General features: G+C 75.3%; 25 protein-coding genes. 16 read left to right on the top strand and 9 right to left on the bottom strand.

Going from position 1 to position 23,878, the window contains the following annotated elements:
- Positions 1 to 87 precede the first annotated feature (87 nt).
- Positions 88 to 1,944 (top strand): apolipoprotein N-acyltransferase, encoded by a 1,857-nt coding sequence (gene lnt, locus ACWF41_RS17190; RefSeq protein ID WP_380316370.1) that lies wholly within the window; start codon positions 88 to 90, stop codon positions 1,942 to 1,944.
- Between the two features lie 75 nt (positions 1,945 to 2,019).
- Here the strand turns inward: lnt and ACWF41_RS17185 are convergent, their stop codons facing one another.
- Positions 2,020 to 2,364, bottom strand: coding sequence for an RNA polymerase-binding protein RbpA (locus ACWF41_RS17185; RefSeq protein WP_079575180.1), 345 nt, complete (start codon positions 2,362 to 2,364; stop codon positions 2,020 to 2,022).
- A 351-nt stretch (positions 2,365 to 2,715) separates the two neighbouring features.
- On the opposite strand from ACWF41_RS17185, the gene ACWF41_RS17180 reads away from it, so the two are divergent.
- From ACWF41_RS17180 to ACWF41_RS17160, 5 genes are all read left to right on the top strand, one after another.
- A complete protein-coding gene (locus ACWF41_RS17180) occupies positions 2,716 to 3,915 on the top strand; it encodes an LLM class flavin-dependent oxidoreductase (RefSeq protein WP_380322704.1) in 1,200 nt (399 codons plus the stop codon).
- A complete protein-coding gene (locus ACWF41_RS17175; protein ID WP_380322707.1) occupies positions 3,912 to 4,562 on the top strand; it encodes an FMN reductase in 651 nt (216 codons plus the stop codon). The genes ACWF41_RS17180 and ACWF41_RS17175 overlap by 4 nt, the downstream gene beginning before the upstream one ends.
- 110 nt (positions 4,563 to 4,672) lie before the next feature.
- On the top strand, positions 4,673 to 5,695 hold the full coding sequence (gene galE / locus ACWF41_RS17170) for a UDP-glucose 4-epimerase GalE (RefSeq protein WP_380322710.1): 1,023 nt from the start codon (positions 4,673 to 4,675) through the stop codon (positions 5,693 to 5,695).
- 69 nt (positions 5,696 to 5,764) lie between these two features.
- Entirely contained in the window at positions 5,765 to 6,067 is a 303-nt protein-coding gene (locus ACWF41_RS17165) for a hypothetical protein (protein ID WP_380322713.1), read from the top strand.
- Positions 6,068 to 6,086: 19 nt separating this feature from the next.
- Positions 6,087 to 7,112: a ribonuclease Z gene (locus ACWF41_RS17160; protein WP_380322716.1), complete on the top strand. Its 1,026-nt coding sequence runs from the start codon at positions 6,087 to 6,089 to the stop codon at positions 7,110 to 7,112.
- Positions 7,113 to 7,336: 224 nt separating this feature from the next.
- Here the strand turns inward: ACWF41_RS17160 and ald are convergent, their stop codons facing one another.
- Positions 7,337 to 8,449: an alanine dehydrogenase gene (gene ald / locus ACWF41_RS17155; RefSeq protein WP_380322719.1), complete on the bottom strand. Its 1,113-nt coding sequence runs from the start codon at positions 8,447 to 8,449 to the stop codon at positions 7,337 to 7,339.
- Positions 8,450 to 8,613: 164 nt separating this feature from the next.
- Here ald and ACWF41_RS17150 point away from each other — a divergent pair, with 164 nt between their 5' ends.
- Positions 8,614 to 9,165: an Lrp/AsnC family transcriptional regulator gene (locus tag ACWF41_RS17150; RefSeq protein WP_380322722.1), complete on the top strand. Its 552-nt coding sequence runs from the start codon at positions 8,614 to 8,616 to the stop codon at positions 9,163 to 9,165.
- A 16-nt stretch (positions 9,166 to 9,181) separates the two neighbouring features.
- On the opposite strand, the gene ACWF41_RS17145 is transcribed toward ACWF41_RS17150, so the two are convergent.
- From ACWF41_RS17145 to ACWF41_RS17135, 3 genes are all read right to left on the bottom strand, one after another.
- Positions 9,182 to 10,138 (bottom strand): alpha/beta fold hydrolase, encoded by a 957-nt coding sequence (locus ACWF41_RS17145; RefSeq protein WP_380322725.1) that lies wholly within the window; start codon positions 10,136 to 10,138, stop codon positions 9,182 to 9,184.
- 9 nt (positions 10,139 to 10,147) lie between these two features.
- Positions 10,148 to 10,720, bottom strand: a complete 573-nt coding sequence (locus ACWF41_RS17140; RefSeq protein WP_380322728.1) for a GNAT family N-acetyltransferase — start codon at positions 10,718 to 10,720, stop codon at positions 10,148 to 10,150.
- Between the two features lie 94 nt (positions 10,721 to 10,814).
- Positions 10,815 to 11,825 carry an ArsR/SmtB family transcription factor gene (locus ACWF41_RS17135; protein ID WP_380322731.1) on the bottom strand — a complete coding sequence of 337 codons (1,011 nt, stop codon included), beginning with the start codon at positions 11,823 to 11,825 and terminating at the stop codon, positions 10,815 to 10,817.
- A 387-nt stretch (positions 11,826 to 12,212) separates the two neighbouring features.
- Here ACWF41_RS17135 and ACWF41_RS17130 point away from each other — a divergent pair, with 387 nt between their 5' ends.
- The gene (locus ACWF41_RS17130) at positions 12,213 to 13,034 is read left to right on the top strand and encodes a sulfite exporter TauE/SafE family protein (RefSeq protein ID WP_380322734.1); all 822 of its coding nucleotides are present in this window, start codon (positions 12,213 to 12,215) and stop codon (positions 13,032 to 13,034) included.
- A 66-nt stretch (positions 13,035 to 13,100) separates the two neighbouring features.
- On the opposite strand, the gene ACWF41_RS17125 is transcribed toward ACWF41_RS17130, so the two are convergent.
- Positions 13,101 to 13,931, bottom strand: coding sequence for an alpha/beta fold hydrolase (locus ACWF41_RS17125; protein WP_380322737.1), 831 nt, complete (start codon positions 13,929 to 13,931; stop codon positions 13,101 to 13,103).
- Positions 13,932 to 14,159: 228 nt separating this feature from the next.
- Between ACWF41_RS17125 and ACWF41_RS17120 the strand changes: the two genes are divergently transcribed.
- Positions 14,160 to 15,179 carry an LLM class flavin-dependent oxidoreductase gene (locus ACWF41_RS17120; RefSeq protein ID WP_380322740.1) on the top strand — a complete coding sequence of 340 codons (1,020 nt, stop codon included), beginning with the start codon at positions 14,160 to 14,162 and terminating at the stop codon, positions 15,177 to 15,179.
- 49 nt (positions 15,180 to 15,228) lie between these two features.
- Here ACWF41_RS17120 and ACWF41_RS17115 read toward each other — a convergent pair whose 3' ends face one another.
- Both ACWF41_RS17115 and ACWF41_RS17110 read right to left on the bottom strand, forming a co-directional pair.
- Positions 15,229 to 15,813 (bottom strand): hypothetical protein, encoded by a 585-nt coding sequence (locus ACWF41_RS17115; RefSeq protein WP_380346932.1) that lies wholly within the window; start codon positions 15,811 to 15,813, stop codon positions 15,229 to 15,231.
- Positions 15,814 to 15,859: 46 nt separating this feature from the next.
- Positions 15,860 to 16,240: a pyridoxamine 5'-phosphate oxidase family protein gene (locus ACWF41_RS17110; protein ID WP_380322746.1), complete on the bottom strand. Its 381-nt coding sequence runs from the start codon at positions 16,238 to 16,240 to the stop codon at positions 15,860 to 15,862.
- A gap of 170 nt (positions 16,241 to 16,410) precedes the next feature.
- On the opposite strand from ACWF41_RS17110, the gene ACWF41_RS17105 reads away from it, so the two are divergent.
- The 3 genes from ACWF41_RS17105 to ACWF41_RS17095 all read left to right on the top strand — a co-directional run bounded on the left by ACWF41_RS17105 (position 16,411) and on the right by ACWF41_RS17095 (position 19,186).
- Entirely contained in the window at positions 16,411 to 17,466 is a 1,056-nt protein-coding gene (locus ACWF41_RS17105) for a nitronate monooxygenase (RefSeq protein WP_380322749.1), read from the top strand.
- A 76-nt stretch (positions 17,467 to 17,542) separates the two neighbouring features.
- A complete protein-coding gene (locus ACWF41_RS17100) occupies positions 17,543 to 18,334 on the top strand; it encodes a GNAT family N-acetyltransferase (protein WP_380322752.1) in 792 nt (263 codons plus the stop codon).
- Positions 18,335 to 18,403: 69 nt separating this feature from the next.
- Positions 18,404 to 19,186 (top strand): SDR family NAD(P)-dependent oxidoreductase, encoded by a 783-nt coding sequence (locus tag ACWF41_RS17095; RefSeq protein WP_380322755.1) that lies wholly within the window; start codon positions 18,404 to 18,406, stop codon positions 19,184 to 19,186.
- Positions 19,187 to 19,284: 98 nt separating this feature from the next.
- On the opposite strand, the gene ACWF41_RS17090 is transcribed toward ACWF41_RS17095, so the two are convergent.
- Positions 19,285 to 21,135: a glycoside hydrolase family 3 protein gene (locus tag ACWF41_RS17090; RefSeq protein WP_380325447.1), complete on the bottom strand. Its 1,851-nt coding sequence runs from the start codon at positions 21,133 to 21,135 to the stop codon at positions 19,285 to 19,287.
- 293 nt (positions 21,136 to 21,428) lie between these two features.
- Here ACWF41_RS17090 and ACWF41_RS17085 point away from each other — a divergent pair, with 293 nt between their 5' ends.
- The 4 genes from ACWF41_RS17085 (at position 21,429) to ACWF41_RS17070 (ending at position 23,853) form a co-directional block, all read left to right on the top strand.
- Positions 21,429 to 21,683, top strand: a complete 255-nt coding sequence (locus ACWF41_RS17085) for a helix-turn-helix domain-containing protein (RefSeq protein WP_380325444.1) — start codon at positions 21,429 to 21,431, stop codon at positions 21,681 to 21,683.
- Positions 21,676 to 23,061: a HipA domain-containing protein gene (locus ACWF41_RS17080; protein WP_380325441.1), complete on the top strand. Its 1,386-nt coding sequence runs from the start codon at positions 21,676 to 21,678 to the stop codon at positions 23,059 to 23,061. Before ACWF41_RS17085 ends, ACWF41_RS17080 begins: the two co-directional genes overlap by 8 nt.
- Positions 23,062 to 23,133: 72 nt before the next feature.
- On the top strand, positions 23,134 to 23,358 hold the full coding sequence (locus ACWF41_RS17075) for a hypothetical protein (protein WP_380325438.1): 225 nt from the start codon (positions 23,134 to 23,136) through the stop codon (positions 23,356 to 23,358).
- A gap of 129 nt (positions 23,359 to 23,487) precedes the next feature.
- On the top strand, positions 23,488 to 23,853 hold the full coding sequence (locus tag ACWF41_RS17070; protein ID WP_380325435.1) for a cupin domain-containing protein: 366 nt from the start codon (positions 23,488 to 23,490) through the stop codon (positions 23,851 to 23,853).
- Positions 23,854 to 23,878 lie beyond the last annotated feature (25 nt).

The raw sequence follows: 23,878 nt of genomic DNA, 5'->3' as shown, positions 1-23,878 counted from the left end.
CCCGACCGACGGTTCCCACCGCCCGGGGCCGACCCGAGCCGCGCCCGAGGGGCGTCGGTTCTCACGTACCCTGCGGGGGTGTTGCACGTGAGCCCGACCCCGCTCGAGGGGCCCTCCGACAGCGGGTCCGACCCGGCACCGGACCGCGCCCCTGAGAGCGACCCGACGCACGATCAGCGGCGTGGCCCGGAGCGCGGCCAGGGGGGCGACGAGGCTCGTGCCCGGACCGGCGCGCCCACGCCGTCGGACCGGTGGGCGAGCCGTCCGGCGACGCTGCTGCTGGCCGTCGCGTCCGGCGTCGCGCTGTGGGCGTCGTTCCCCGACGTGGGGGCGTGGCCGCTGGCGTTCGTCGGGGTGGCGCTGCTGTTCGCCGCGCTGCGGCGCGACGGACGCCGCGCGGCGGGCTGGAACTTCCTCGTGGGCCTCGTGGCCGGGGCGACGTTCTGGCTGCCGCACATCTGGTGGGCCAACTTCGCCACGGACACGGTGCCGTGGATCGCGCTCGCGTCCCTCGAGGCGCTGTTCCTGGCGGGGTTCGGCGCGCTGTGGACGTGGGCGCGCCGCTGGGGCTGGGTGCGGCGGCACCCGCTCGCGCAGGGCCTGGTGTTCGCCGTGCTGTTCGTCGCGGTGGAGCAGTGGCGCTCGGAGATCCCGTTCGGCGGGTTCCCGTGGGGCCGGCTCGCCTGGACGGTGGCCGGCGCCCCCACCGGGCGCGCCGCGTGGCTGGGCGGCACGACGCTCGTGTCGCTCCTCGTCGCGGCCGCGGGCGTGCTGCTCGCGCTCGCCGTCGGCCGGGTGCTGCGCACGGACTGGCGCGACGCCGCGCAGCGGGCCCGCGGGTCCGCGAGCGCCGGGGCGATGGTCGTCGCGGCGGCGGCGCTGGTCCTCGGGCCGCTCCTGCTGCCGTTGGCGCACGACGCGGGCACCCGGGAGGTGACGGACGCGAACGAGCCGGGGCACCAGGGCACGGTCGTGGACGCCGGGACCGGGACGGCGCAGGCGGGCGTGCTGCGTGCGGGCGGGGTGCAGGGCAACGTGTCGGAGCCGGGGGAGGGCTCCTTCGCCAACCGGGCGGAGGTGCTGAACAACCACCTGGACGGCACGTACGCGATCGCGGACGAGCAGGCGGCGGGCGACTTCGGCGACGGCCCGACCGACGGCGTCGACGTGGTGCTGTGGCCGGAGAACGGCTCGGACCTGGACCCGCAGACGACACCCGAGGTGGGCGACGCGATCGACGCGGCGGCCCGGGCGGTGGACGCGCCGATCCTCGTGGGCGCGCAGGAGTACCCCGCCACGGGTGGCCGCTACAACGTGGCGCTGCTGTGGGAGCCGGGCCAGGGCGTGACGCAGCGGTACGCGAAGCAGCACCCGGCGCCGTTCGGGGAGTACATCCCGATCCGTTCCTTCGTGCGGTTGTTCAGCGCGCAGGTGGACCGGGTCACGACGGACATGATCCCGGGCACGGAGCCGGCGGTGGTCGACCTGCGGGTGGACGGCGCGGCGATCGGCCGCGGCTCGGGGCCGGCGACGGTGCCGATGGCGACGGTGATCTGCTTCGAGGTGGCGTACGACGAGATCGTGCGCGACGCCGTGCAGCGGGGTGCGCAGGTGCTGGTGGTGCCGACGAACAACGCGTCGTTCGGGTACACGGCGGAGTCGACGCAGCAGCTGGCGATGACGCGGATGCAGGCGATCACGACGGGCCGGGCGGCGGTGCAGGTCTCGACGGTGGGAGTGAGCGGCGTGGTGGCGCCGGACGGGACGCTGGTGGCGCGCACGCAGCTGTTCACGCCGGACCACTGGGTGGCCGACCTGCCGCTGCGCACGGAGCTGACGCCGGCGGTGCGGGCAGGCTACTGGCCGGGCTGGGCGGTCGGGGCCGCGGCCGTGGTGCTCGTCCTGGGCGGGATCGTGTCCGCGGTGCGGGCACGACGGCGCTGACGTCCCCGGTGAACCCGGTGACACGCGAGAAGGGCGGGCACCCCGGTGGGGTGCCCGCCCTTCTGGCGTGTCAGGTCAGGCGCTGCGGCGCAGCTTGCCGGCGCGCAGCAGCTCGAGGCGCTCGTCGAGGAGCTCCTCCAGCTCGGCGACGGTGCGGCGCTCGAGCAGCATGTCCCAGTGGGTGCGCTGCGGCTTGCCGGGCTTCACCTCGGGGCGCTCGGCGTCGCGCAGGAGCGCCTCCTCGCCGCACCGGCACTCCCACACCGGCGGCACCTCGGCCTCGGTGGAGAAGGGCAGGATGATGGTGTGACCGTTGGGGCAGTCGTAGTGGGCCTGGAACCGCGGGGCGAAGTCCACGCCCTCGTCGGACTCCATGCTCTTGCTGCCGATGCTCATGCCGCGCAGGGACCGGTCGGGCATGTCGTCCTCCTGGAGGTCGGTGGGAAGGGGCCTGAGGTTCCAACGCGGCCCTACCGGGGGATGTTCCGGCGGTCCGTGAAGGTCCCGTGAAGCACGGTCCACACCGAGTGCCGGAGAATGGGCATGGTGGCGGTGGACGTGACGGTTGCCCCCTCAGGCTGGCCAGTCGGCGCGTCTGACGCAACTCGAGACCGCCCTGCGGGCGCCCTTTGTGCGCGACGTCACCTGTGGTCGGCGGACGGCGGGGAACAACGGGGCGGGTGCCGCGGTTCAGCCGCATGTACATGCAAACGCATGGACCTGGGCGTCAGGTCAGGACCCAGGAGCAGTCCACGAGCAGGGAGCGCAGCCGTGCAGTTCGGAATCTTCTCCGTCAGCGACGTCACCACCGACCCCACGACGGGCCGCACGCCGGACGACACCGAGCGGGTGCGCAACATGCTCACTATCGCCCGGCACGCCGACGAGGCGGGCCTGGACGTCTTCGCCACGGGCGAGCACCACGACCCGCCGTTCGTGGCGTCCTCGCCGACGACGATGCTCGGTTACCTGGCGGGCGTCACGAAGCACATCACCCTGTCGACGGCCACCACGCTGATCACCACCAACGACCCGGTGCGCCTTGCCGAGGAGTACGCGATGCTCCAGGTCATCTCCGACGGGCGCATGGACCTCATGATGGGCCGCGGCAACACCGGGCCCGTCTACCCGTGGTTCGGGCAGGACATCCGCCAGGGCATCCCGCTGGCCGTGGAGAACTACGCGCTGCTGCGCCGCCTGTGGACCGAGGACGTCGTGGACTGGGAGGGCAAGTTCCGCACCCCGCTGCAGGGCTTCACCTCCACCCCGCGGCCGCTGGACGGCGTCCCGCCGTTCGTGTGGCACGGCTCGATCCGCAGCCCCGAGATCGCCGAGCAGGCCGCGTTCTACGGTGACGGCTTCCTGCACAACAACATCTTCTGGCCCATGCACCACACGCGGCAGATGGTGCGGTTCTACCGCCAGCGGTTCGAGCACTACGGCCACGGCCGCGCCGACCAGGCGATCGTGGGCCTCGGCGGCCAGGTGTTCATGCGCAAGCGCTCGCAGGACGCGTGGAACGAGTTCCGCCCCTACTTCGACGAGGCGCCCGTGTACGGGCACGGCCCGTCGATGGAGGACTTCACGCGCGAGACGCCGCTGACGGTCGGCTCCCCGCAGCAGGTCATCGACCGGTACGCGTCGTTCGTGGACGAGGTGGGCTACTACCAGCGCCAGCTGTTCCTCGTCGACCACGCCGGGCTGCCCCTGAAGTCGGTGCTCGAGCAGATCGACCTCCTCGCCGAGGACGTCGTGCCCGAGCTGCGCAAGATCGTCGAGGCCAAGCGCCCCGCCGACGTGCCGCTGAACCCGCCGACGCACGCCGAGCGCGTCGCCGCCGCCCGCGCCACGGGCGAGGCCGGCGCCACCCACGTCGGCGACACCTCGGACCCGTACACCGGTACCGTTGCCGAGGGCACCCAGCCCGCCGCCGGCACGGCAGGCACCACCCAGCAGGAGGCACGCGCATGACCATGTCCTCGGGGCCCTCGGGCATCCAGACCCCCACCCGCACCCTCGCCGTCGTCTCGGCGGGCCTGTCGCAGCCGTCGTCCACGCGGCTGCTGGCGGACCGGCTCGCGGACGCCACCGTGCGGGAGCTCCAGGACGCCGGGCACAGCGTGCGGGTCGAGACGATCGAGCTGCGCGACGTCGCCCACGCCGTCGTCGACGCGATGCTGACCCGGTTCCCGACCGGCGACCTGGCCCGCGCGCTGGAGACCGTGACGGGCGCGGACGGCCTCGTCGCCGTCTCGCCCATCTTCACCACGAGCTACTCGGGTCTGTTCAAGTCGTTCTGGGACGTCGTCGACCCCGACTCCCTGACCGGCATGCCCGTGCTGCTCGGCGCCACCGGCGGCACCGCCCGCCACTCCCTGGCCCTCGAGTACGCCGTGCGCCCGTTGTTCACCTACCTGCGCGCCGACGTCGTGCCCACCAGCGTGTTCGCGGCCACGGACGACTGGGCCGCGAGCGCCGACGACCCCGGCGCCGGCCTGCCGAAGCGCATCGCCCGCGCCGGCCGCGAGCTGGCGCAGCGCGTCGCCCGCCGGGAGAACGAGGGGCCCGCCGACCCGTTCGCCGCCACGCCGAGCTTCACCGAGCTCCTCGGCGGCTGACGGGCCGCCGACGGGCCGCTGACGGTCACAGAAGAGCACGACGCGCACGGGCCCGGCCCGGGGTGCGGACGCCGTCCGAGGACGGCGGCCCCACGCCCTAGGCTGGGCCCATGCGCGTTCTGGTCTCCGGCGGCGCCGGGTACATCGGCTCCCACACGGTCCTGTCCCTCGTCGCCTCCGGGCACGACGTCGTCGTTGTCGACGACTTCTCCAACTCCAAGCCCACGGTGATGGGCCGCGTGGAGTCGCTGTCGGGGGTGCACGTGCCGGTGCACGCGATCGACCTCACCGACGCGGAGAAGACGGAACGGCTGTTCGCGCACGAGAAGTTCGACGCCGTCGTGCACTTCGCCGGCTTCAAGGCCGTGGGGGAGTCGGTGGCGAAGCCGCTGGAGTACTACCGCAACAACCTCGACTCGACGCTGTCGCTGCTGGAGGCGATGCGCCGCCACGACGTGCCGCGGCTGGTGTTCTCCTCCTCGGCCACCGTGTACGGGGAGAAGGCCCCCGTGCCCTACCGCGAGGACTACGAGTACCTGTCGTCCTCCTCGCCGTACGGGCAGACGAAGGTGATGATCGAGCGGATCATGGCCGACGCCGCGGTCGCGGTCGGCAGGCTCAAGGTGGCGCTGCTGCGCTACTTCAACCCCGTGGGCGCGCACCCGTCGGGGCAGATCGGCGAGGACCCGCAGGGCATCCCCAACAACCTCATGCCGTTCCTGGCGCAGGTCGCCGTCGGCAAGCGCGACAAGCTCGTCGTCTTCGGCGACGACTACCCGACCGCGGACGGCACCTGCGAGCGCGACTACCTGCACGTCGAGGACCTCGCCGCCGGGCACGTCGCCGCCCTGGACCACCTGGACGCGATGACCGAGCCGGTGCGCGCCTTCAACCTCGGCACCGGCACGGGGACGTCCGTGCTGCAGATGCTGCACGCGTTCGAGCGGGCCGTGGGCCGCGAGCTGCCGTACGAGGTCGGCCCGCGCCGCGCCGGTGACCTCGCCGCCTTCTGGGCCGACCCCACGCGCGCGCAGAACGAGCTCGGGTGGCGCGCCGTCAAGACCATCGACGACATGTGCGCCGACACGTGGCGCTGGCAGTCGGAGAACCCGCAGGGCTTCCCCGGGGCCTGAGCGCACGGGCCCGGCCGCGGGTCGTCGTGCGGCCTTGCGGGGGCCTGCCCGCCGCGCCACGATGACCCCATGCCCGACCCGACGCGCGACGACGCGACGCAGCGCCTCCACCAGCGGTGGGACCCGGGTGCCCGGTACCGGCCGTCCGTGCTCGCGGGCCTGCCGTCGCTGCGGCCCGCGGCCGTCGCGCCGGCGCCGACCGCTGCGTCGACATCGTCGACATCGTCGACGTCGTCGACGCCCCGGCTCGCGGGGCGCCTGCGCCCGCGCCCGCTGACCCGCACTGCGGTGTTCGACCGCGACCTGTGGCGCCCGGTGCAGCACGTCACCACCGGCCTGGTGCGCGTCGTCGGGCGCGCCCTGGGCCGCTGAGCGGCGGGCGCGTCACGACGTGTCCCGACGCGAGCTGGTCGTGCTCGGCACGGCGAGCATGGTGCCCACCCGCGCGCGCAACCACAACGGGTACGTCCTGTTCTTCGACGACGCCGCGATCCTGTTCGACCCCGGCGAGGGCACCCAGCGGCAGATGACGCTGGCCGGGGTCTCGGCCACCGACCTCACCCGCATCGCGATCACCCACCTGCACGGCGACCACTCCCTGGGGCTGGCGGGCGTCGCGCAGCGGCTGTCGGGGGACCAGGTGCGCCACACCGTCCCGATCTCCTTCCCCGCCTCGGGCGAGGAGTGGGTGCGCCACCTGCTGCACGCCAGCGCCTACGACCACCACGAGCGCGTCGCCTTCCGGCCGGTGTCCTTCCCGTCGACCGGCCCCGCCCCGGCCACCACGAGCGCTGCGCCCGACGCAGCCTCCGTCGCGGCCCGGGTTGCGACGCTGCCCCGGGTGGAGGGCGAGCGCGGCGCCGGCCCGGGCGCCCCCGTCCTCACGGCGCGGCCGCTGGACCATCGCATCGACGCCGTCGGCTACCGCCTGGACGAGCCCGACGGCGTCCGGATCGACCCGGCGGCGCTCGCGGCCGCAGGGGTCGAGCCGGGTCCGGCGGTGGGACGGCTGCTGCGCGAGGGCAGCCTCACCCTGGCCGACGGCCGCACCGTCCAGCGCGACGCCGTCTCGGTCGCGCGCCCGGGACAGTCGGTGGCGTTCGTCATGGACACGCGCCTGTGCGACGCGGTGCTCGAGCTCGCCGACGGCGTCGACCTGCTGGTGATCGAGTCGACGTTCCTGCACCGCGACGCCGAGCTCGCGGCCCGCTGGGCCCACCTGACGTGCCGGCAGGCCGCCGTGGTCGCCGCCCGCGCCGGCGTGCGACACCTCGTGCTCACGCACTTCTCCCAGCGCTACCGGGTGCCCGACGAGCTCCCCGACGAGTTCGAGCGCGAGGCCCGCGAGGTGTTCGACGGCGGCCTGACCGTCGCCTCCGACCTCGACCGCGTCCCGCTGCCGCCCCGCCGGCACTGACCCTTGCCTCCCCCCGCAGGCGCCGACCGGCAGCCTCCTTCGTCGGGTCTTCCTTCGTCGGCCGGACCTCGCGCGAAGGACAGGTGACAGCGCCGGGAGGGGGAGGTTTCTTGTCGCGAGGCTGGTCGGGCCTGGCGGGAGGAGGCGAGGAACGAGCCTCCGGATGGCGCGCCTCGCGACAAGAAACCTCCCGCCTCCCGGCCCCAGCCCCACGACCGGCAAGGTCAGAGCACGTCGGCGACGTCCACCCGTTCGAGGGAGTGCGCCTCCGCGACGCCGGCGTTGGTGACGCGGCCGCCGTGCACGTTCAGCCCGCCCGCGAGCACGGGGTCACGGCGCAGGGCTTCGCGCCAGCCGTGGTCCGCGAGCGCCACGACGTACGGCAGGGTCACGTTCGTCAGGGCGTAGGTGGAGGTGCGCGGCACGGCGCCGGGCATGTTCGCGACGCAGTAGAACACCGCGTCGTGCACCCGGAACGTGGGGTCGTCGTGCGTGGTGGGGCGCGAGTCCTCGAAGCATCCGCCCTGGTCGATCGCGATGTCGACGAGGACGGCGCCGGGGCGCATGCGCGCCACGAGGTCGTTCGGGACGAGCACGGGGGCCTTCGCGCCGGGCACCAGGACGGCGCCCACGACGAGGTCGGCCTCCAGCACGGCCTCGGCGAGGGTGAGCCGGTTGGACGCGAGGGTCTGCACGCGGCCGCCGAGCTCGCGGTCGGCGGCCTTGAGGGCGTCGGCGTTGGTGTCCAGGAGGGTGACGCGCGCGCCCAGCCCGACGGCGATGCGTGCGGCGTTCATGCCGGAGACGCCGGCGCCGATGACCACGACGTGCCCCGCGGGGACACCGGGCACGCCGCCGAGGAGGATGCCGCGCCCGCCGGCGGCGCGCAGCAGGGTGGCGGCGCCGACCTGGGGGGCGAGGCGGCCGGCGACCTCCGACATGGGGGCGAGCAGCGGCAGCCGCCCGTCGGGGGTCTGGACCGTCTCGTAGGCGACGGCGGTGACGTCGCTCGCGAGGAGCTCCTCGGTGAGGGCCTTGTCGGCGGCGAGGTGCAGGTAGGTGAACAGCGTCAGGCCGGGGCGCAGGCGGTGGTACTCCTGCTCGACGGGCTCCTTGACCTTCAGCACGGTCTCGGCGCCGGCCCACACGGTGTCCGCGTTGTCGACGAGGTCCGCGCCCGCGGCGCGGTACTCGTCGTCGGTGATCGCGGAGCCGAGCCCGGCGCCCGCCTGGACGACGACCTGGTGGCCGCGGCCGACGAGCTCGTGCACGCCTGCCGGGGTGATGGCCACCCGGTACTCGTGGTTCTTGACTTCCTTCGGGACGCCGATGCGCATGGGAGCTCGCCTTCGAGGCTCGGTGACCGCGGCCGCGCGGCGGTGGCCGGCGGTCGCGGTCGGTCGGTGGGTCGCGTGGGTGTGTGACCCCGCTCACCTCCCAGTGTGAGGCCGCGATTCGGCACGACACCACGATTGCGAACATCCTTCGGTAGATTCGTCCCATGTCGAACATGGGGCAGTCTCGGCCCGCGGCGCGGGCGTCACGACCGAAGGATGTTCGTCCCGACCCGTCGTGGGGCCTGGACCGGCGCGGCCCCGCTCCGGAGCGCCTCGACGACGTCGACCAGCGCATCCTCGCCGCGCTCGCGCAGGACGCCCGCCTGCCGAACAACGCGCTCGCCGCCCGGGCGGGGGTGGCGCCGTCCACCTGCCTGACGCGGGTGCGCCAGCTGCGCGAGCGGGGCGTGATCCGCGGGTTCCACGCCGACGTGGACCCGGCGCGCACCGGCCACCCGCTGCAGGCGATGATCGCCGTGCAGATGAGGGGCGCCGCACGCACCCGGCTCAGCACCTACCTGGCGCGCCTCGCGGAGCTCCCCGGCGTGCTGAACGTCTTCCTGCTGGGCGGCGTGCACGACTTCTTCGTGCACGTGGCCGCCGCGGACTCCGACGCGCTCAACGAGTTCGTCATCGAGCACCTGTCCACCGACCCGGACGTGGCCCTCACCGAGACCAACCTGATCTTCCAGCACGCGCGCGCGTCCTGGTACTGACCCCGGTCACGCCGGATCACCCGCGCGCGGACAGCCACCGCTGCAGCTCGACGGCGAGCGCGACCGGCGCGTCGAGCTGCACCAGGTGGCCGGCGCTCGGCACGAGGCGCATGTCGGCGCGAGGCAGCGCGTCGGCCAGGCGCCGCGCCCGGTCGGCGGGGATCCACGCGTCCTCGGCGCCCCACAGCACGCGCGTGGGCACCTCCAGCGCGCCGAGCAACGGCTCCAGCTCGGCGGTGTACCGCTCGTCGGCCTGGGCGATCTGCCGGTAGAACGCGGCCTGCCCCTGCGGCCCGGTCCACGGGGCCACGAGCGCGTCCAGGTCCGCGTCGGACAGGGGGCGGTGCGCGGCCGTGCGCACGTAGGCCTCGAGAGCGCCGCGGTGCACGACGGCGGGCGTGCGGGTGAACACGTCGGCGTGCTCGCGCACGAGCGCGAAGTACGGCGAGCCCCAGGGACGCAGCGCGACGACGTCCACCAGGCACAGGGACGCGTACCGGGCGCCGTGCAGCAGCGCGGCGCGCAGGCTCACCGCACCGCCGTAGTCGTGGGCCACGACGTGCGGCACGGGCACGGCACCGGGCGGCACGCCGGGCGCCGACCAGGAGGGGCGCCAGTGCTCCAGCAGAGCGGCGAAGACCTCGCCCTGGACCCCCAGGTCGACGGCGTGATCGGGGTCCATCGACGACGCGCCGTAGCCCGGCATGTCCCACAGGTGCACGGTGAACTCGGCGGCCAGGGCGCGCGCGTACGGCTCCCACAGCCACGACGACCAGGGCGTGCCGTGGCAGAACACGAGCGGCGGGCCGGAGCCGAACGCCGTCCACGCGACCGCACGGCCCCGCCACACGAACCGGCGGTCCAGGAGCACGTCCTGCCCGGCGGGCGCTCGCGGCCCAGGGGCGTCGGCGCCCACGGCGCTCGCGGCGCTCGCCGTGGCGGAGGTCGGTGGGGTGCGGCCGGTGTCGCCCATCCCGCGAGGCTAGGCGGCGGGGCCGACACCCTCGGCGCGCACCGGCCCCGGGAGGGCGTCGCCGTCGCGGCGCAGGTCGAGGCCGAAGAACACGCTGCACGGGTCGAGGGAGTACGCGCCGAACGGCCCGCAGGGGACGAACCCGTGCCGCGCGTACAGCCGTCTCGCGGCCGCGAAGTACTCCTGCGGGCCGGTCTCGAGGCTGACCCGTGCGTACCCGCGCTCGCGCGCCAGGTCGACCAGGCGCCCCAGCACCGCTCCCGCCACGCCCCGGCCACGGGCCGTGCGCGCCGTGCGCATCGACTTCACCTCGCCGTGGCCTCCCGGCCGGCAGCCTGGCCCGCTTGGTCTGCTTGGCCCACCGTCGGGCGCCGCCGGCTCCAGCTCGCTCAGCGCCCCGCAGCCGAGCAGGACGCCGTCGGCGTCGCGCGCCGTCAGGAACGTCACCGTGGGGGCCCGCAGCGCGGCGAGGTCGAGCGCGTGCACCGACTCTGCGGGGGACGTGGCGTGCATGTCGGCCAGGTGCTCGGCCAGCAGGGCGCGCACGTCCGCCCGGCCCGGCACCTCGGGGGCGATGATCACGCCCACATCCTGCCCCGCGCGTGTTTCGCCCAGGTGTCGCCTGCCCAGGTGTCGTCCGCGCTGAGCTGTTGGCCCGCTCAGGCGAGACGCGCGGTCAGGCGAGGTGCCCGGCGAGCAGCGCGTCGCCGAGCGGGGTGCGCGTGTGCACCACGCAGTTGCCCTGCCGCTGGGAGGAGACCAGCCCGGCCTCGCGCAGCACCGTCGCGTGCCGGCTCGCGGTCGCGGGGGTCAGGTCCAGCACCCGGGCGAGCGCCGTGGTCGTGCGGCCCACGTCCAGCACCTCGAGCACGCGGGCTCGGGTCGGGCCGATGAGGTGCGCCACCGGGGGCCGTTCCCCGTCGACGGCGTCGGCGCAGGCCAGCCAGCCGGGCGCCGGGGCCACCGGGTACACCAGCGCCGGGTCCAGGGCCTCGTCCGCGAGCGCCACGGGCGCGAGCACGCAGAACACCGACGGGATCACCGTCAGGGGCCGGCCCCGCAGCGGCAGGGCCCGCGTCACCGGGTACCGGCCGGCCCACGTGCCGTCGTCGACGCGCCGCAGCACCGGGTCGAAGCTTGCCATCAGACCCCGCACGCCGCCGCGCCGCAGGGCCGCGTCGCGGGCCACCTGGTCGGCCGCGACGGCCACGCCCGTCGCCGGCGCGTAGGGGGCCACGGCCACGTCGTGGTAGCGGTGCAGCGCCCCGGCGAGCCAGCGCATCGCCTCCGTCTCCCCGCTCGCGATGCGCCGCACCCACGACGGCGCGCCCGCCGGGAACGTCACCGCGAGCTCGCGCGTCAGCCGCTGCCGCGGCGTGCTCGCCACCCGGTCCACCGCCACCTCGACCGGCGTCGCGGAGCCGCTGCCCAGATCCGTCGGGGTCGGCGTGAGGAAGTCGGGGAAGTAGGACGCCCACGGCGCCAGCCGGGCCAGCGCCGCGACGGTCCGGGCCAGCCCCGCTTCCACGACCCGCGCGCGCACCTGGCTGCGCCACGGGTCGAACGCGATCGCGGCCTGCCGGTTCTGCAGCAGGTGCAGGCTCAGGACGACGTCCCACATCGGGTCGGGGCGGGCGGCCACGCGCAGGCGCGTCAGGTCCTCCGCCGTGAGGTCGATCGTGAGCATGCCGCCACCGCCCTGGTCTCCGCCGTCCCACGCTAGTCGCCCCCGGCACCGGGCACCCGACCTTGCACCCTCGTCGAATGTGCGCCCGGTCCGTGTCACCGCGCCGCGAGTCACCCTCTGGCTCCGTGTACGGCGGCGCCGCACCCCCGGCGCCCCCGGCACCCGGTCACCGACCCAGCGGCCAGCACAGCGGCCACCTGCCTTCCACCCTCGTCCCTCGCACCACCGTCCGCACCACCGTCCGCACCATCGTCGACCGCACCCCCGGGCCGTGTCGTCCACCGGACGGTGGACCCCCGGTCCCCGCCGCCCGAGGCTCCCGCCGGACGGCCAGGCTCGGTGGACGCCGGCGAGGAACGCACCGCAGCACGCACCGAGGAGCACCCCATGGGCCTGCACGTCGACCCCGCCGCCATCTGCCTGCTCATCGCCGTCGCCTTCGCGGCCGGATGGCTCGACGCCGTCGTCGGCGGGGGCGGGCTCGTCCAGGTCCCCGCGCTCATGCTGGCGCTGCCGTCCGTGCCCGTCGCCACCGTGCTCGGCACCAACAAGCTCGTCGCCATCACCGGGACGTCGGGCGCCGCCGTCACCTACGTCACCCGGGTGGGCCTCGACCGCCGGCGCGCGCTCGTGGCCGCCGCCCTGGGGCTGCCCACCGCCCTCGTCGGCGCCGTCACCGCCTCCCACCTGCCACGCGACGTCATCGTGCTCGTCGTCGCGGCGACCCTCGTCGCCGTCGGGGTGTGGGCCGTCGTCGCCCGGCCGGGGGACCGGGCACACCCCGACCCGCGCCCCGACCCTCGGCCTCAACCCTGCGCCGGCACGGCGGTGCCCGCGTGGCGGCCCACCCTCGTGCTCGCCGTCGGGGCCTCGACGGTCGGGTTCTACAGCGGCGTCGTCGGCTCCGGCACGGGGGTGCTGCTCGTCGCCCTGTTCGTCACCGCGCTGGGCACCGACTTCCTGCGCGGGTCTGCGATGGCGAAGGTCGTGAGCATCGGCAGCGACCTGGGCGCGCTCGCCCTGTTCGGCCTCCTCGGGCACGTGCTGTGGCTGCTCGGTGCGGGCATGGCCGTGGCGAACGTCGCGGGCGGCATCGTCGGCGCGCGCACCGCGCTCGCCCGCGGCGCCGGGTTCGTGCGCGCCGTCCTGCTGATCGTCGTCGTCGGCCTCGTCGTCAAGATCGTGCACGACCAGTGGCTCGCCCGCTGACCTCGCCCTCGGGCCCGGGCCACCATGCAGGGCTTCCCGGTCACCCCACGCCGGTCGACGGCGCCGTCAGGGGGCGTGCACCGTCGGGTCGTCGCGCAGCACGTCCAGCAGCAGCGCCTGCACCGCGTCCGGCCGCTCCAGCACGGGCAGGTGCCCCGCCCAGTCCAGCACCGACAGCTCGGCCCCCGGCACCTCGTCGGCCACGTGCCGGGCGCACGCGCGCAGCAGGTCCATGTCGTGCGCCCCCTGGACGACGAACGTCGGCACGTGGATCCCCGGCAGGTCGACCTCCACGCCGTCCGGGCCCGGCTCCGGCGCCCCCGCGGCGCTCGCGGCCGCGTCCGCGGCGAGCTGGACCTCGAACGCCCGCCGCTGCATGGTCGCGAGCGCGTCCCGGGCGGCGTCGTCGGCGTCCGGGCCGAGCCACGTCGCCACGTTGAGCCGTACCGCACCCTCCACGTCGCCGGCCTCGAGCAGGCGCCCCTCCTCGGCGTCGAACGCGTCGGACGTGTCCGTGTCGGGGACGCCGGGCGCCGCCGGGCACAGCAGCACCAGCTCGCGCACCAGCCCGGGGTGTGCCGTGGTCAGCTCGAGGGCGACCTTCCCACCGAACGACGAACCGACGACAGCGGCATCGGCCACGCCGAGCTCGTCCAGCAGGGCGGCCAGGTCGCCCGCGTTCGTGTACCGGTGGGCGGGCTCGCCGTCCGCCGTCGGGCCGGCACCCACCGGCAGCGGCGAGTCGCCGAAGCCGCGCAGGTCGGGGCGGATCACCCGGAACGTACGGGCGAGGGCGGGGACGACGGCGTCCCACATGCGGCGGTCGGCCACGCCGGCGTGCACCAGCAGGACGGCGGGCGCGCCGGGGTCACCGGCGACGTCGTGAGCGAGGGTCATGCGCCCAGGCTAGGGGCGCCGCGGACCCCGCGGCACGGGCAAAAGCACCCGGGATGCCGCCACGCCGTCGCCGCCACACCACCGAGCAGGCGGTCGTGCACCCTCGGAGCGCTCCGAAGGTGCGCCACCACCTGGGCGGAGCGACGTCGCACGGGCGAACAGGGCCGACCACGGCAAGGATCGAGAACGACCGGGAAGCCCCCCGACGCCCAGGAGGTTGACGCCCCCGTGAAGAACCTCGGATTCCTCTCCTTCGGCCACTGGACACCGCACCCGCAGTCCGCCACCCGCTCCGCGTCCGACGCCCTCCTGCAGTCGATCGACCTCGCCGTCGCCGCGGAGGAGCTCGGCGCCGACGGCGCGTACTTCCGCGTGCACCACTTCGCCCGCCAGCTCGCGTCCCCGTTCCCGCTGCTCGCCGCCGTCGGCGCCCGCACCAGCCGCATCGAGATCGGCACCGCCGTCATCGACATGCGCTACGAGAACCCCCTGTACATGGCGGAGGACGCCGGCGCCGCCGACCTCATCTCCGGCGGGCGCCTGCAGCTCGGCATCAGCCGCGGGTCGCCCGAGCAGGTCGTCGACGGGTACCGCCACCTCGGGCACGAGCCCCGGCCGGGGGAGTCCGACGCCGACATGGCCCGCCGCCACACCGCCCGGTTCCTCGAGGTGCTCGAGGGCGAGGGCTTCGCCGAGCCCAACCCGCGCCCCATGTTCCCCAACCCGCCCGGCCTGCTGCGCGTCGAGCCCCACTCCGAGGGGCTGCGCGAGCGCATCTGGTGGGGTGCCGGCACCCGCGCCACCGCCGAACAGGCCGCCGCGCAGGGCATGAACCTCATGAGCTCCACCCTGCTGTCCGAGGACACGGGCGTGCCGTTCCACCGCCTGCAGGCCGAGCAGATCCAGCGCTACCGCGACGCCTGGAAGGCCGCCGGGCACCAGCGCGAGCCCCGCGTCTCCGTCTCGCGCAGCATCTTCCCCCTCACCGACGACCGCGACCGCGCCTACTTCGGCACGGAGACCGCCAGCACCGACCAGGTCGGCCTCCTCGAGGGCGTCCGCTCCCGGTTCGGCAAGACCTACGCCGGCGACCTCGACGCCATCGTCGCCGACCTCGCCACCGACGAAGCCGTCGCCGCCGCCGACACCCTGCTGCTCACCGTGCCCAACCAGCTCGGCGTCGACTACAACGCCCACATCATCGAGAACGTCGTCCAGCACGTCGCGCCCGCCCTCGGCTGGCGCTGACCGCCCGGCCGGTCCGGGACATCGGGATCAAGGGCAGGGTCACACCCCGTCAGGCCTCGACACCGGGGAGCCGCAGCACCTCGCGCACGGCCGCCCACGCGGCCGCGCCGAGCCGCCGGTCCGCCGCCTCCGTGCCGCCCCGGCGCATCGCCATCCCGCCCGCGACCCGGGGCTCGCCCGGCAGCACCACCCGGTGACCCGCCTCGGCATCCGTCACGACCGTCGTCGCCAGCCCGTGCCGGGCCCGGCGCGCCGCAATCGCCTCCGCGTGCGCCGCCGCCGGCCACACCCGGTCGTCGCCACCCGCGACGAGCACCACCTCCGGGACGCGCTCCGCCGCGATCGCGGCCGCGGCGACCCGCCCGGGATCGGCCTCCCTCGACAACCGGTACAGCTCCCGGAACGACGGCGGGTCGTCGGCCGGCACCCACCCGGACACGAGCGCCTCCACACGGCGCACGAACGTCTCCACCGGGATCTCCCACGCGCCGGCGTGCTGCCCAGGGCCCCCGAACCAGCGCACCGACTCCGCCAGCACCCCGTGCCGGGCCAGGAGTCGCGCCCGCCCCTCGTCCACCCGACCGCTCGACCCAGCCAGCACCAGGGCACCCGTCCCGACAGGACGGCCGGGCACGCACCTCACCCCCGGCGGATCCACGAGCCGCACCACACGGGGACCGTCAGGCACGCACACCCCCCGACGCCTCCTCCAGCACCGGCGGAGACACCCGGAAGTCACCCCACCGCGCCCACCGGACCCGCACCCGCAGCACCACGATCCCCGGGTCCGCCAACGACCCCGCGAACTGCGGGAACGCCGCCGCGTACGCCGCCACACACCGCTCCCGGTCCACGCCCGACGGCACGTCCGCCACCCCCTGCACCTGCAACGTCGTCCCACCCGCGCCGCCCACCACCACGGCGACCCGTGCGTCCCGGGCCACGTTCACCACCTTGCGCGACCCCACCCGAGCGTCGAACACCAGCTCACCCGCGTCCGTCACCGCCACCGCCAGGTACGCCGCCTGCGGCCCCCCGTCCGGCCCCAGCGTCGACACCACACCGTCACCCGCCTGCCGCACGTGCGAGACCAGCCGCCCGAGGGCCAACCGCCCAGAGAGCGGACTCCCCGAGGGCGACCCCTCCGACGAAGGCACAGAGCTCCGGGAACTGGCATCGTCCGTCCGCGTCATGACCGGACCCTACGACGGCACGGGGGCACGATGGCAGCATGCCGACCACGCCACCGACGGCCACCCGCCTCCTCGACACCGACCTGCCCCTCGTCGCCGCCCCCATGGCCGGCGGCGCCACCACGCACGACCTCCTCGCCGCCACCACCGACGCCGGCGCCCTCGCCTTCCTCGCCGGCGGCTACCAGACCCCCGACGCCCTCGCCGCACAGGTCCGCGCCGCCCACGCCCACGGACGCCCCTTCGGCGTCAACCTCTTCGTCCCGCCGCCGACCGGCACCCCCACCCTCGACCCCACGGCGCTCGCGGCCTACGCCCGGAGGCTCGCGCCCGAGGCCGCGGCGCTGGGCGTGACCCTCGACCCGGGCGCGGTGCCCGCGGCCGACGACGACGCGTGGGCGGCCAAGGTCGACGTGCTGCGCCGTGACCCGGTGCCCGTCGTGTCGTGCACGTTCGGGCCGCCGCCCGCGGCCGACGTCGCCGCCCTGCAGGCGGTCGGGTCCCTCGTCCTGGTGACGGTCACGACGCCGCAGGAGGCCGCGGCCGCGCAGGAGCTCGGCGCCGACGGGCTCGTCGTGCAGGGACCTCGTGCGGGCGGGCACAGCGGCGCCTGGGACCCCGCCCGGGCCGTGGGCGACGCCGACACGGCGGAGGTCGTCGCGGCGGTGGCGGCGCGCACCCGGCTGCCGCTGGTCGCCGCCGGGGGAGTGGACGGCCCTCGCGCCGCCGCCCGGCTGCTGGCGGCGGGGGCGCAGGCCGTCGCCATGGGCACCCTGCTGCTGCGCACCGACGAGTCGGGGGCGTCGACCACGCACCGCGACGCGCTCGTCGACCCCCGCTTCGACGCCACGACCGTGACCCGCGCCTTCACCGGGCGCCCCGCCCGCGCGCTGCGCAACGGCTTCGTCCGCCGGCACGACGAGGCCGCCCCGCTCGGGTACCCGCAGGTGCACCACCTCACCCGAGAGCTGCGCCGCCGGGCCGCCGCGACCGGCGACGCCGACCGCCTCCACCTGTGGGCCGGCGCCGGCCACCGCGCGGCGCCCACGGGGCCCGCAGCCGACGTCGTGCGCTCCCTCGCCGCCGGCCTCTGAGCGGCCGCGTCCGCGCCGGTCCGGGGGAACCGCGCGCCGCCGCCCGCCGTCCGGCGCCGTTCGCTAGGTTGCCGTCATGAGCGACGCCTGGGACGCCTCGACCGTGCTGCGCGCCGCTGCCGACTGGTCGTGGGTGCCGCCGGACGCCGAGTGCCGCACCACCGACGTCACCCTCACGCGGTGGCCCGCCTGGGCGCACGGGCGGGTGGTGCTGACCGGGTTGGCCTCGCAGCGCACGCCCGCCGAGGTCCTGCGCGGGGCCGTCGACCAGGCCCGGGAGTGGAAGAGCGACACCCTCGGCGTGTGGGTGTCGGCCAGCAGCACCCCCGACGTCACCGCGGAGCTGCTCGCGCGCGGCGCCCGCCTCGAGGACACCGTCGACGTGCTCGCCCGCGCCCTCGACGAGCCGCCCCGCGACGCCGCCGAGCGGGTCGTCGTCCGGCGCGTCACCGACATCGACGGTCTGCGCGACGCCGACCGCGTCGACACCGTCGTGTGGGACCAGCAGCCCATGGACGACGACCGGCTCGCCGAGAACGCGCGCACCCTCCTCGCCGACGGCGGCCACGAGGCCCGCGTCGTCGCCTACCTCGACGACGAGCCCGTCGCCACCGCCGGCCTCACCCTCGCGCCCGGGCCGCGCCCCGACCTCGGCACCGTCGCCCGGCTGTGGGGCGCGGGCACCCTGCCCGACCGGCGCGGGCGCGGCGCGTACCGCGCCGTCCTCGTCGAGCGGCTCCGCATCGCGTACGCCGCCGGCGCCACCCTCGCGCTCGTCAAGGGGCGCGTCAGCACCTCCGCGCGCATCCTCCGCAAGGCGGGTTTCGAGCGGTACGGCGAGGAGCGGTACTACCGCCTCACGCTCTGACGCCCCGTGGGCACGAGAACGCACGGCAGGACCCGGCAGGACACGACTGGACTCGATGAGGAGGAGACCGTGACCCGACGCTTCGAAGGACGCGTGGTGCTCGTCACCGGCGGCGCGCACGGCATCGGCGCCGCCACCGTGCGGCGCCTGCACGACGAGGGCGCCACCCTCGTCGTCGCCGATCTCGACCACGACGCCGCGCGGCACACCGTCGACGACCTCCCGCCCGCCGGGCCCGGGCAGGCCGAAGCCAGCACCGTCCCGTGCGACGTGCGCGACCGTGCGTCCGTCGACGCCGCGGTCGCCGCCGTCCTCGAGCGGCACGGCCGCCTGGACGCGCTCGTCGGCGTCGCAGGCGGCGACACCCCGCACCCGTCGGTGGTCGAGGGGATGGACGACGCCACCTGGGCGGCCGGCCTCGACCTCAACCTCGCCGGACCCGTGCGCTGCGTCCGCGCGGCGGTGCCGCACCTGCCCCGCGGCGGGGCGATCGTGCTCGTCGGATCCGTGAACGGGCTGCAGGCCTTCGGCGGCGACGACTACTCCGCGGCGAAAGCGGGGCTCGTCTCCCTCGCGCGGAACCTCGCCGTCCGCCTCGGGGAACGCGGCGTGCGCATCAACGTCGTCGCGCCCGGCACCGTCCGCACGCGCGTGTGGGACCACCAGGGCGGCCCGGACAAGCTCACCCCGCTGTACCCGCTCGGCCGCGTCGGTGAGCCCGAGGACGTCGCCGCCGCCATCGCGTTCCTCGCCTCCGACGACGCCGGCTGGATCACGGGCGTCACGCTGCCCGTCGACGGAGGCATCACCGTCGGCCCGCTCCTCAGCTTCGAGCGCCTCGGCGGCGTCTGAGTGCGACACCGCACGCGAGGGCCGCACAGGGACGACCTCGCACGACGGCGGGCGTGGGGGAGCACCCCACGCCCGCCGTCGCGTGCGACCTCAGGCCGTCACTTCCCGGGCTTGCCCGACCCGGGAAGGTGCGGCCAGCTCGGGTACCGGTGGCCGAAGCCGAGCGGGAACAGCGTCTGTGTCCCGTCCGCCGTCGGCACCGCGACCGGCAGCTTGCCGAGGGTGTTGATGTCGCCAGCGATCGCCCGCACCACTGCCTGGTAGTTCACGACCGCGTACCCGTAGCTGTTCAGCACGGCGTCCGCGGCCGGGAACACGTTGATGTCGTACGGGTTGCGGGAGGCCACCACGATCACGGGCTTGCCCGTCGCCGCGAGCGCGTCCACCATCGCCTGCTGCGCGGGGTTGCCGCTCGCGTTGTACGAGGTGAAGACGACGGCGTCGACGCCCGCTGCTGCCGCGACCGCGCGGGCCCGGTAGGCCGCCGACGGCGAGCTGCCGTTCTCGAGCTCGGTGGTGACCTCGAACCCGCGTGCGGCGAGCAGCGGGGCCAGCCGCTCGGGCCACCCGGACCCGGCGCCCACCACGAGCACCGAGTCCTCGCCCGGCTGCAGCGGGAGAACCCGGTCCTCGTTGCGCACGTTGGTGATGGACCGGTCCGCGATGGTCGCGGCCGTGGCCAGGTGCGCGGGGGAGCCCACGACCTGCCCGACCTGGGCCGGGTCGGCGTACGGGTCCGCGAGGATGCCGCGCTTCGCCTTCCACTCCAGGATCCGGGTGACGGACTGGTCGAGCCGGGCCTCGGTGATCGCCCCGTCCGCCACGGCCTGCTTCACACCGGCGATGGACGCGTCCACGTCCGGGGAGTTGAGCAGGATGTCGGAGCCGGCCTGGATGGCCTTGACGGACATCTCCTCCTGCGACCAGTTGTCGGTCATCGCTTCCATGTCGAGGGCGTCGGTGGTGATGATCCCGTCGAAGCCCATCTCGTCGCGCAGCAGCCCGGTGAGGACCTTGGGCGACAGGGTGCCCGGCAGGTCGGGGTCGATCGCGTCGACGACGATGTGCGCCGTCATGATCATGTCGATCCCTGCGTCGATCGCGGCGCGGAACGGCTCCAGGTGCTTGTCCAGGGTCGCGCGGTCGTAGGTGACCTCGGGCAGCCCGTAGTGGGAGTCGGTCTCGGTGTCGCCGTGGCCCGGGAAGTGCTTCGCGGTGGCGGTGATGTGCTGCTGGATGCCCTGGATCTGGGCCACCCCGAGCCTGCTCACGGTCGCCGGGTCGGCGCCCATCGACCGCACCCCGATGACGGGGTTGTCGGGGTTGGTGTTGAGGTCGAGCACGGGGGCGAAGTCGACGTTGACGCCCATCGCCTTCAGCTCCGAGCCGAGGATGTCGCCCTGCGCGCGGGCGAGGCCCGCGTCGAAGGTCGCGCCGAGCGCCATGTTGCCCGGCAGCGCCGTGGCCGGCGGCCCGACGCGGGCCACGAGGCCGCCTTCCTGGTCGATGGTGACGGCCAGCGGGATGCCGGGCCCGCCGTCCGCGAGCGCCGCGTCCTGCAGGCCGTTGGACAGCCCGTTGACCTGCTGCGGGTTGTTCGTGTTGCCCGACCAGGCGAAGTAGAGCACGCCGCCGAGGTCGTACTTCTGCACCACCTCGGCCGGGGTGTCCACCCCGTAGCGGGCCTGGTTGCTGGCCGCCATGGACGTGTCGTGCGCGGACGAGCCGTAGACGTGGGTCCACGTCATCTGGCCGATCTTCTGGTCGAGCGTCATGGCGTCGACCATCGCCGCGATGTCGGCGCTCGACGCCGCGGCGGCCGGGCTGCCGGTGGTGCTGGTCGGGGCGGTGGTCTGCGCCTGGGCGGGGGAGACGGCGGCGAGCAGCAGGCCCGCGCCCGCCAGCACCGCCGTCGAGCGCACGAGGCGCCTGGTTCCTAGATCCTTCACGAGGTCCTCCTGTGTCGGACTGGCGCGCGACGGTGCGGGACCGTGGGACGTCGTTGTCCGGGTGCGCCTGACCTGAAAGTTAGGACCGCCCCCGGGCGACGTCAAGACTTGCCCCCGGCACCACCCGGCGGCGAAAGGAACTTTCATGGATGACGACTGGGCGCCCCGGTGGAAGCGTCGCTGGGGCATCGATGTCACCGTTCGTTGACATCTGGACCAATGTTACTTAGCGTTGACATCGCACCAGATGTCGTCTACCGCTGACATCCGTCCGCGGGGCAGGGGAGGGGACCATGATCGTCGCCGACGCCGAGCAGCTCGGCGCGCTGCTGCGCCGCGCCCGCAAGGACAAGGGAATGACGCAGGCCCAGCTCGCGGCCGCCGTCGACGTGTCCCGCCAGTGGGTCATCGCGGCCGAGGCGGGGGCGCCCACCGCGCGGCTCGACCTGGTGCTGGACGCGCTGCGCGCCGTCGACCTCGTCGTCGACGTCGTCCCCGACGAGCCGGACGACGCGCTCGAGACCGTCCTGGGGCGGGCGCGTGGCTGACCGGCTCGACGTCTGGCTCGACGGCGCCCATGCTGGCACGCTGCGGCGCGGGCGGGGCGGCGACGTCACCTTCGCCTACGTGCCCGCCTACCAGACGCTGCGCGCCGCGCCGTCGCTGTCGGTGAGTATGCCCCGGCACGTCACCGAGCACGGCCCGGACGTCGTCATGCCGTGGATCGACAACCTCCTGCCCGACAGCGACACCGTCCGCGCCCGCTGGGCCGCGCAGTTCGACGAGCGGCGCGCGACGGCGTTCGCCCTGCTGCGCCACATGGGCGCCGACTGCGCGGGCGCGGTGCAGGTGGTGCCCGAGGGCGAGGAGCCGCACGACGGCGCCGGCTCGCGCCCCCTGGACGAGGCGGAGGTCGCGGCGCACCTGCGCGAGCTGCGCGCCGACGACAGCTCGTGGGCGTTCGAGCGGCACGGGGGCCGGTTCTCCCTGGGTGGGCAGCAGGGCAAGTTCGCGCTGGCTCGCGCCGCCGACGGCACCTGGCACCAGCCCACCGGGCGCGGCGCCAGCACCCACATCTTCAAGATCGGCGTCGACGGCGTCGCCGACTCCGCCGCGGCCGAGCTCGTGACCATGCGCGCAGCGCGCTCGCTCGGGCTCCCCGTCGCGGGCGTGGAGACGGCCTGGTTCGAGGACCAGGGCGCCGTGGTGGTCGAGAGGTTCGACCGCGTGCCGACGCCCGGCGGCGGCGCGCGCCGGCTGCACCAGGAGGACCTGTGCCAAGCCCTCGGCCTGTGGCGCTCCGCCAAGTACGAGTCCGACGGCGGCCCGGGCGTGCGGGACGTCGCGGCCGTCGTCGCGCGGGCCGTCGACCGGCGCGACCTCGCCCGCTCCCGCGACGACCTGGCACGCTCCGTCGTCCTCAACTGGGTGGTCGCCGGCACCGACGCGCACGCCAAGAACCTCGCCCTGTTGCACGTGGGGGCCCGCACCGTGCTGGCGCCCCTGTACGACCTGGTCAGCGCCGCGCTGCTGTGGCCCGCCGACGAGGTCCGCTTCAAGGCGCGGCTCGCCATGAAGCTCGGCGGTGAGTACCGGCTGCGCGCGCTGGGCGCCCGGAACGTCGAGCGCGCCGCCGGAGAGCTGGGCGTCGACGCGGGCTGGCTCCTGGGCACCGCCGCCGCGTACGCGGCCGCCTGGCCGGACGCCGTGCGCGACGCCGCGGCCGGCGAGCGCGACCTCGTCTCCGCCGACGTCGCCGCACGGTTCGCCGACCGCGCGGCGGCCCGCTCCGCCGACGTCGCGCGAGCCCTCGGCAGGACGCGGGGCGGGGGAGCGGGCACCGGCCCCGCCGCCACCTGGGTTCCGCCCCACGAGCGCGCCGGCCGGCCCGTCGCCGGGCACTGGCGGTCGCACCCCGGCCGCTGACCCGTCGTGGACATGTCGTCGTGGACATCGCTGTCGTCCTGGACCGGTCGACGGCGGCCGGGGGAGCGCGTCGTGGACGAGTTCGAGGCGGTGCTCGAGCCGCTGCCCGGCGCCGCGCCGAACCCGGACACGCTGGACTGGTTCGACACCCAGCCGCCGTCGGTCTGGGCGGCCGCGACCGAGGGCGCGCGCCCGATCCCAGAGGTCATGGCGAAGTTCACCGCCTGGACGAAGACCGTCGGCCCGCGGCGCGTGTTCGCCGCCCGGGCGTCGGCCGCCGCTACCGCGCCGTGGTAGCGGGCCACGACGGACTCCGCCAGCTCGAGCTTCGCGTCTCGGGGGGCCCGAGCCGCTGGCCCAGGGAGTACCGGGGGAGCCGAGCCCCTGTTGGAGCCGCCGCCGAGGCCGACGTCGTATCGTCGAGGCGTGAGTGACGACGTCCGCAACATCTCCGCCGCCCTGTCGAGGGTCCCGGAGCCCTGGCAGCCACACCGGCTCGCGTCCGTGAACGACTACGACGTCAAGGTCGTCAAACTCAAGGGCGAGTTCGTGTGGCACACGCATCCTGACACCGACGAGCTGTTCGTCGTGATCAGCGGGCGGCTGACGATCCAGCTGCGGGACAGGGACGTCGTGCTGGGGCCGCAGGACGTGTTCGTCGTGCCGCGCGGCGTCGAGCACTGTCCGCGCGCCGACGAGGAGACGCACGCGCTGCTGTTCGAGCCGCAGGGCACGGTCAACACCGGCGACGCCGGCGGTGAGATGACGGCCGAGCTGCGCGAGCTGGATTGACGCGTCCCGACGGCGTTCTCGGCGG

This window comes from Isoptericola sp. NPDC055063, from assembly GCF_053608125.1.
This window is presented reverse-complemented; position numbering and strand designations above follow the sequence as displayed.

Coding starts and splice junctions, on each gene's coding strand:
- ACWF41_RS17185 (WP_079575180.1), bottom strand. CDS start 2,364: ATGCCCGACCGGTCCCTGCGCGGCATGAGCATCGGCAGCAAGAGCATG.
- ACWF41_RS17175 (WP_380322707.1), top strand. CDS start 3,912: ATGACCATGTCCTCGGGGCCCTCGGGCATCCAGACCCCCACCCGCACC.
- galE (WP_380322710.1), top strand. CDS start 4,673: ATGCGCGTTCTGGTCTCCGGCGGCGCCGGGTACATCGGCTCCCACACG.
- ACWF41_RS17165 (WP_380322713.1), top strand. CDS start 5,765: ATGCCCGACCCGACGCGCGACGACGCGACGCAGCGCCTCCACCAGCGG.
- ald (WP_380322719.1), bottom strand. CDS start 8,449: ATGCGCATCGGCGTCCCGAAGGAAGTCAAGAACCACGAGTACCGGGTG.
- ACWF41_RS17150 (WP_380322722.1), top strand. CDS start 8,614: ATGTCGAACATGGGGCAGTCTCGGCCCGCGGCGCGGGCGTCACGACCG.
- ACWF41_RS17145 (WP_380322725.1), bottom strand. CDS start 10,138: ATGGGCGACACCGGCCGCACCCCACCGACCTCCGCCACGGCGAGCGCC.
- ACWF41_RS17135 (WP_380322731.1), bottom strand. CDS start 11,825: ATGCTCACGATCGACCTCACGGCGGAGGACCTGACGCGCCTGCGCGTG.
- ACWF41_RS17130 (WP_380322734.1), top strand. CDS start 12,213: ATGGGCCTGCACGTCGACCCCGCCGCCATCTGCCTGCTCATCGCCGTC.
- ACWF41_RS17125 (WP_380322737.1), bottom strand. CDS start 13,931: ATGACCCTCGCTCACGACGTCGCCGGTGACCCCGGCGCGCCCGCCGTC.
- ACWF41_RS17105 (WP_380322749.1), top strand. CDS start 16,411: ATGCCGACCACGCCACCGACGGCCACCCGCCTCCTCGACACCGACCTG.
- ACWF41_RS17100 (WP_380322752.1), top strand. CDS start 17,543: ATGAGCGACGCCTGGGACGCCTCGACCGTGCTGCGCGCCGCTGCCGAC.
- ACWF41_RS17085 (WP_380325444.1), top strand. CDS start 21,429: ATGATCGTCGCCGACGCCGAGCAGCTCGGCGCGCTGCTGCGCCGCGCC.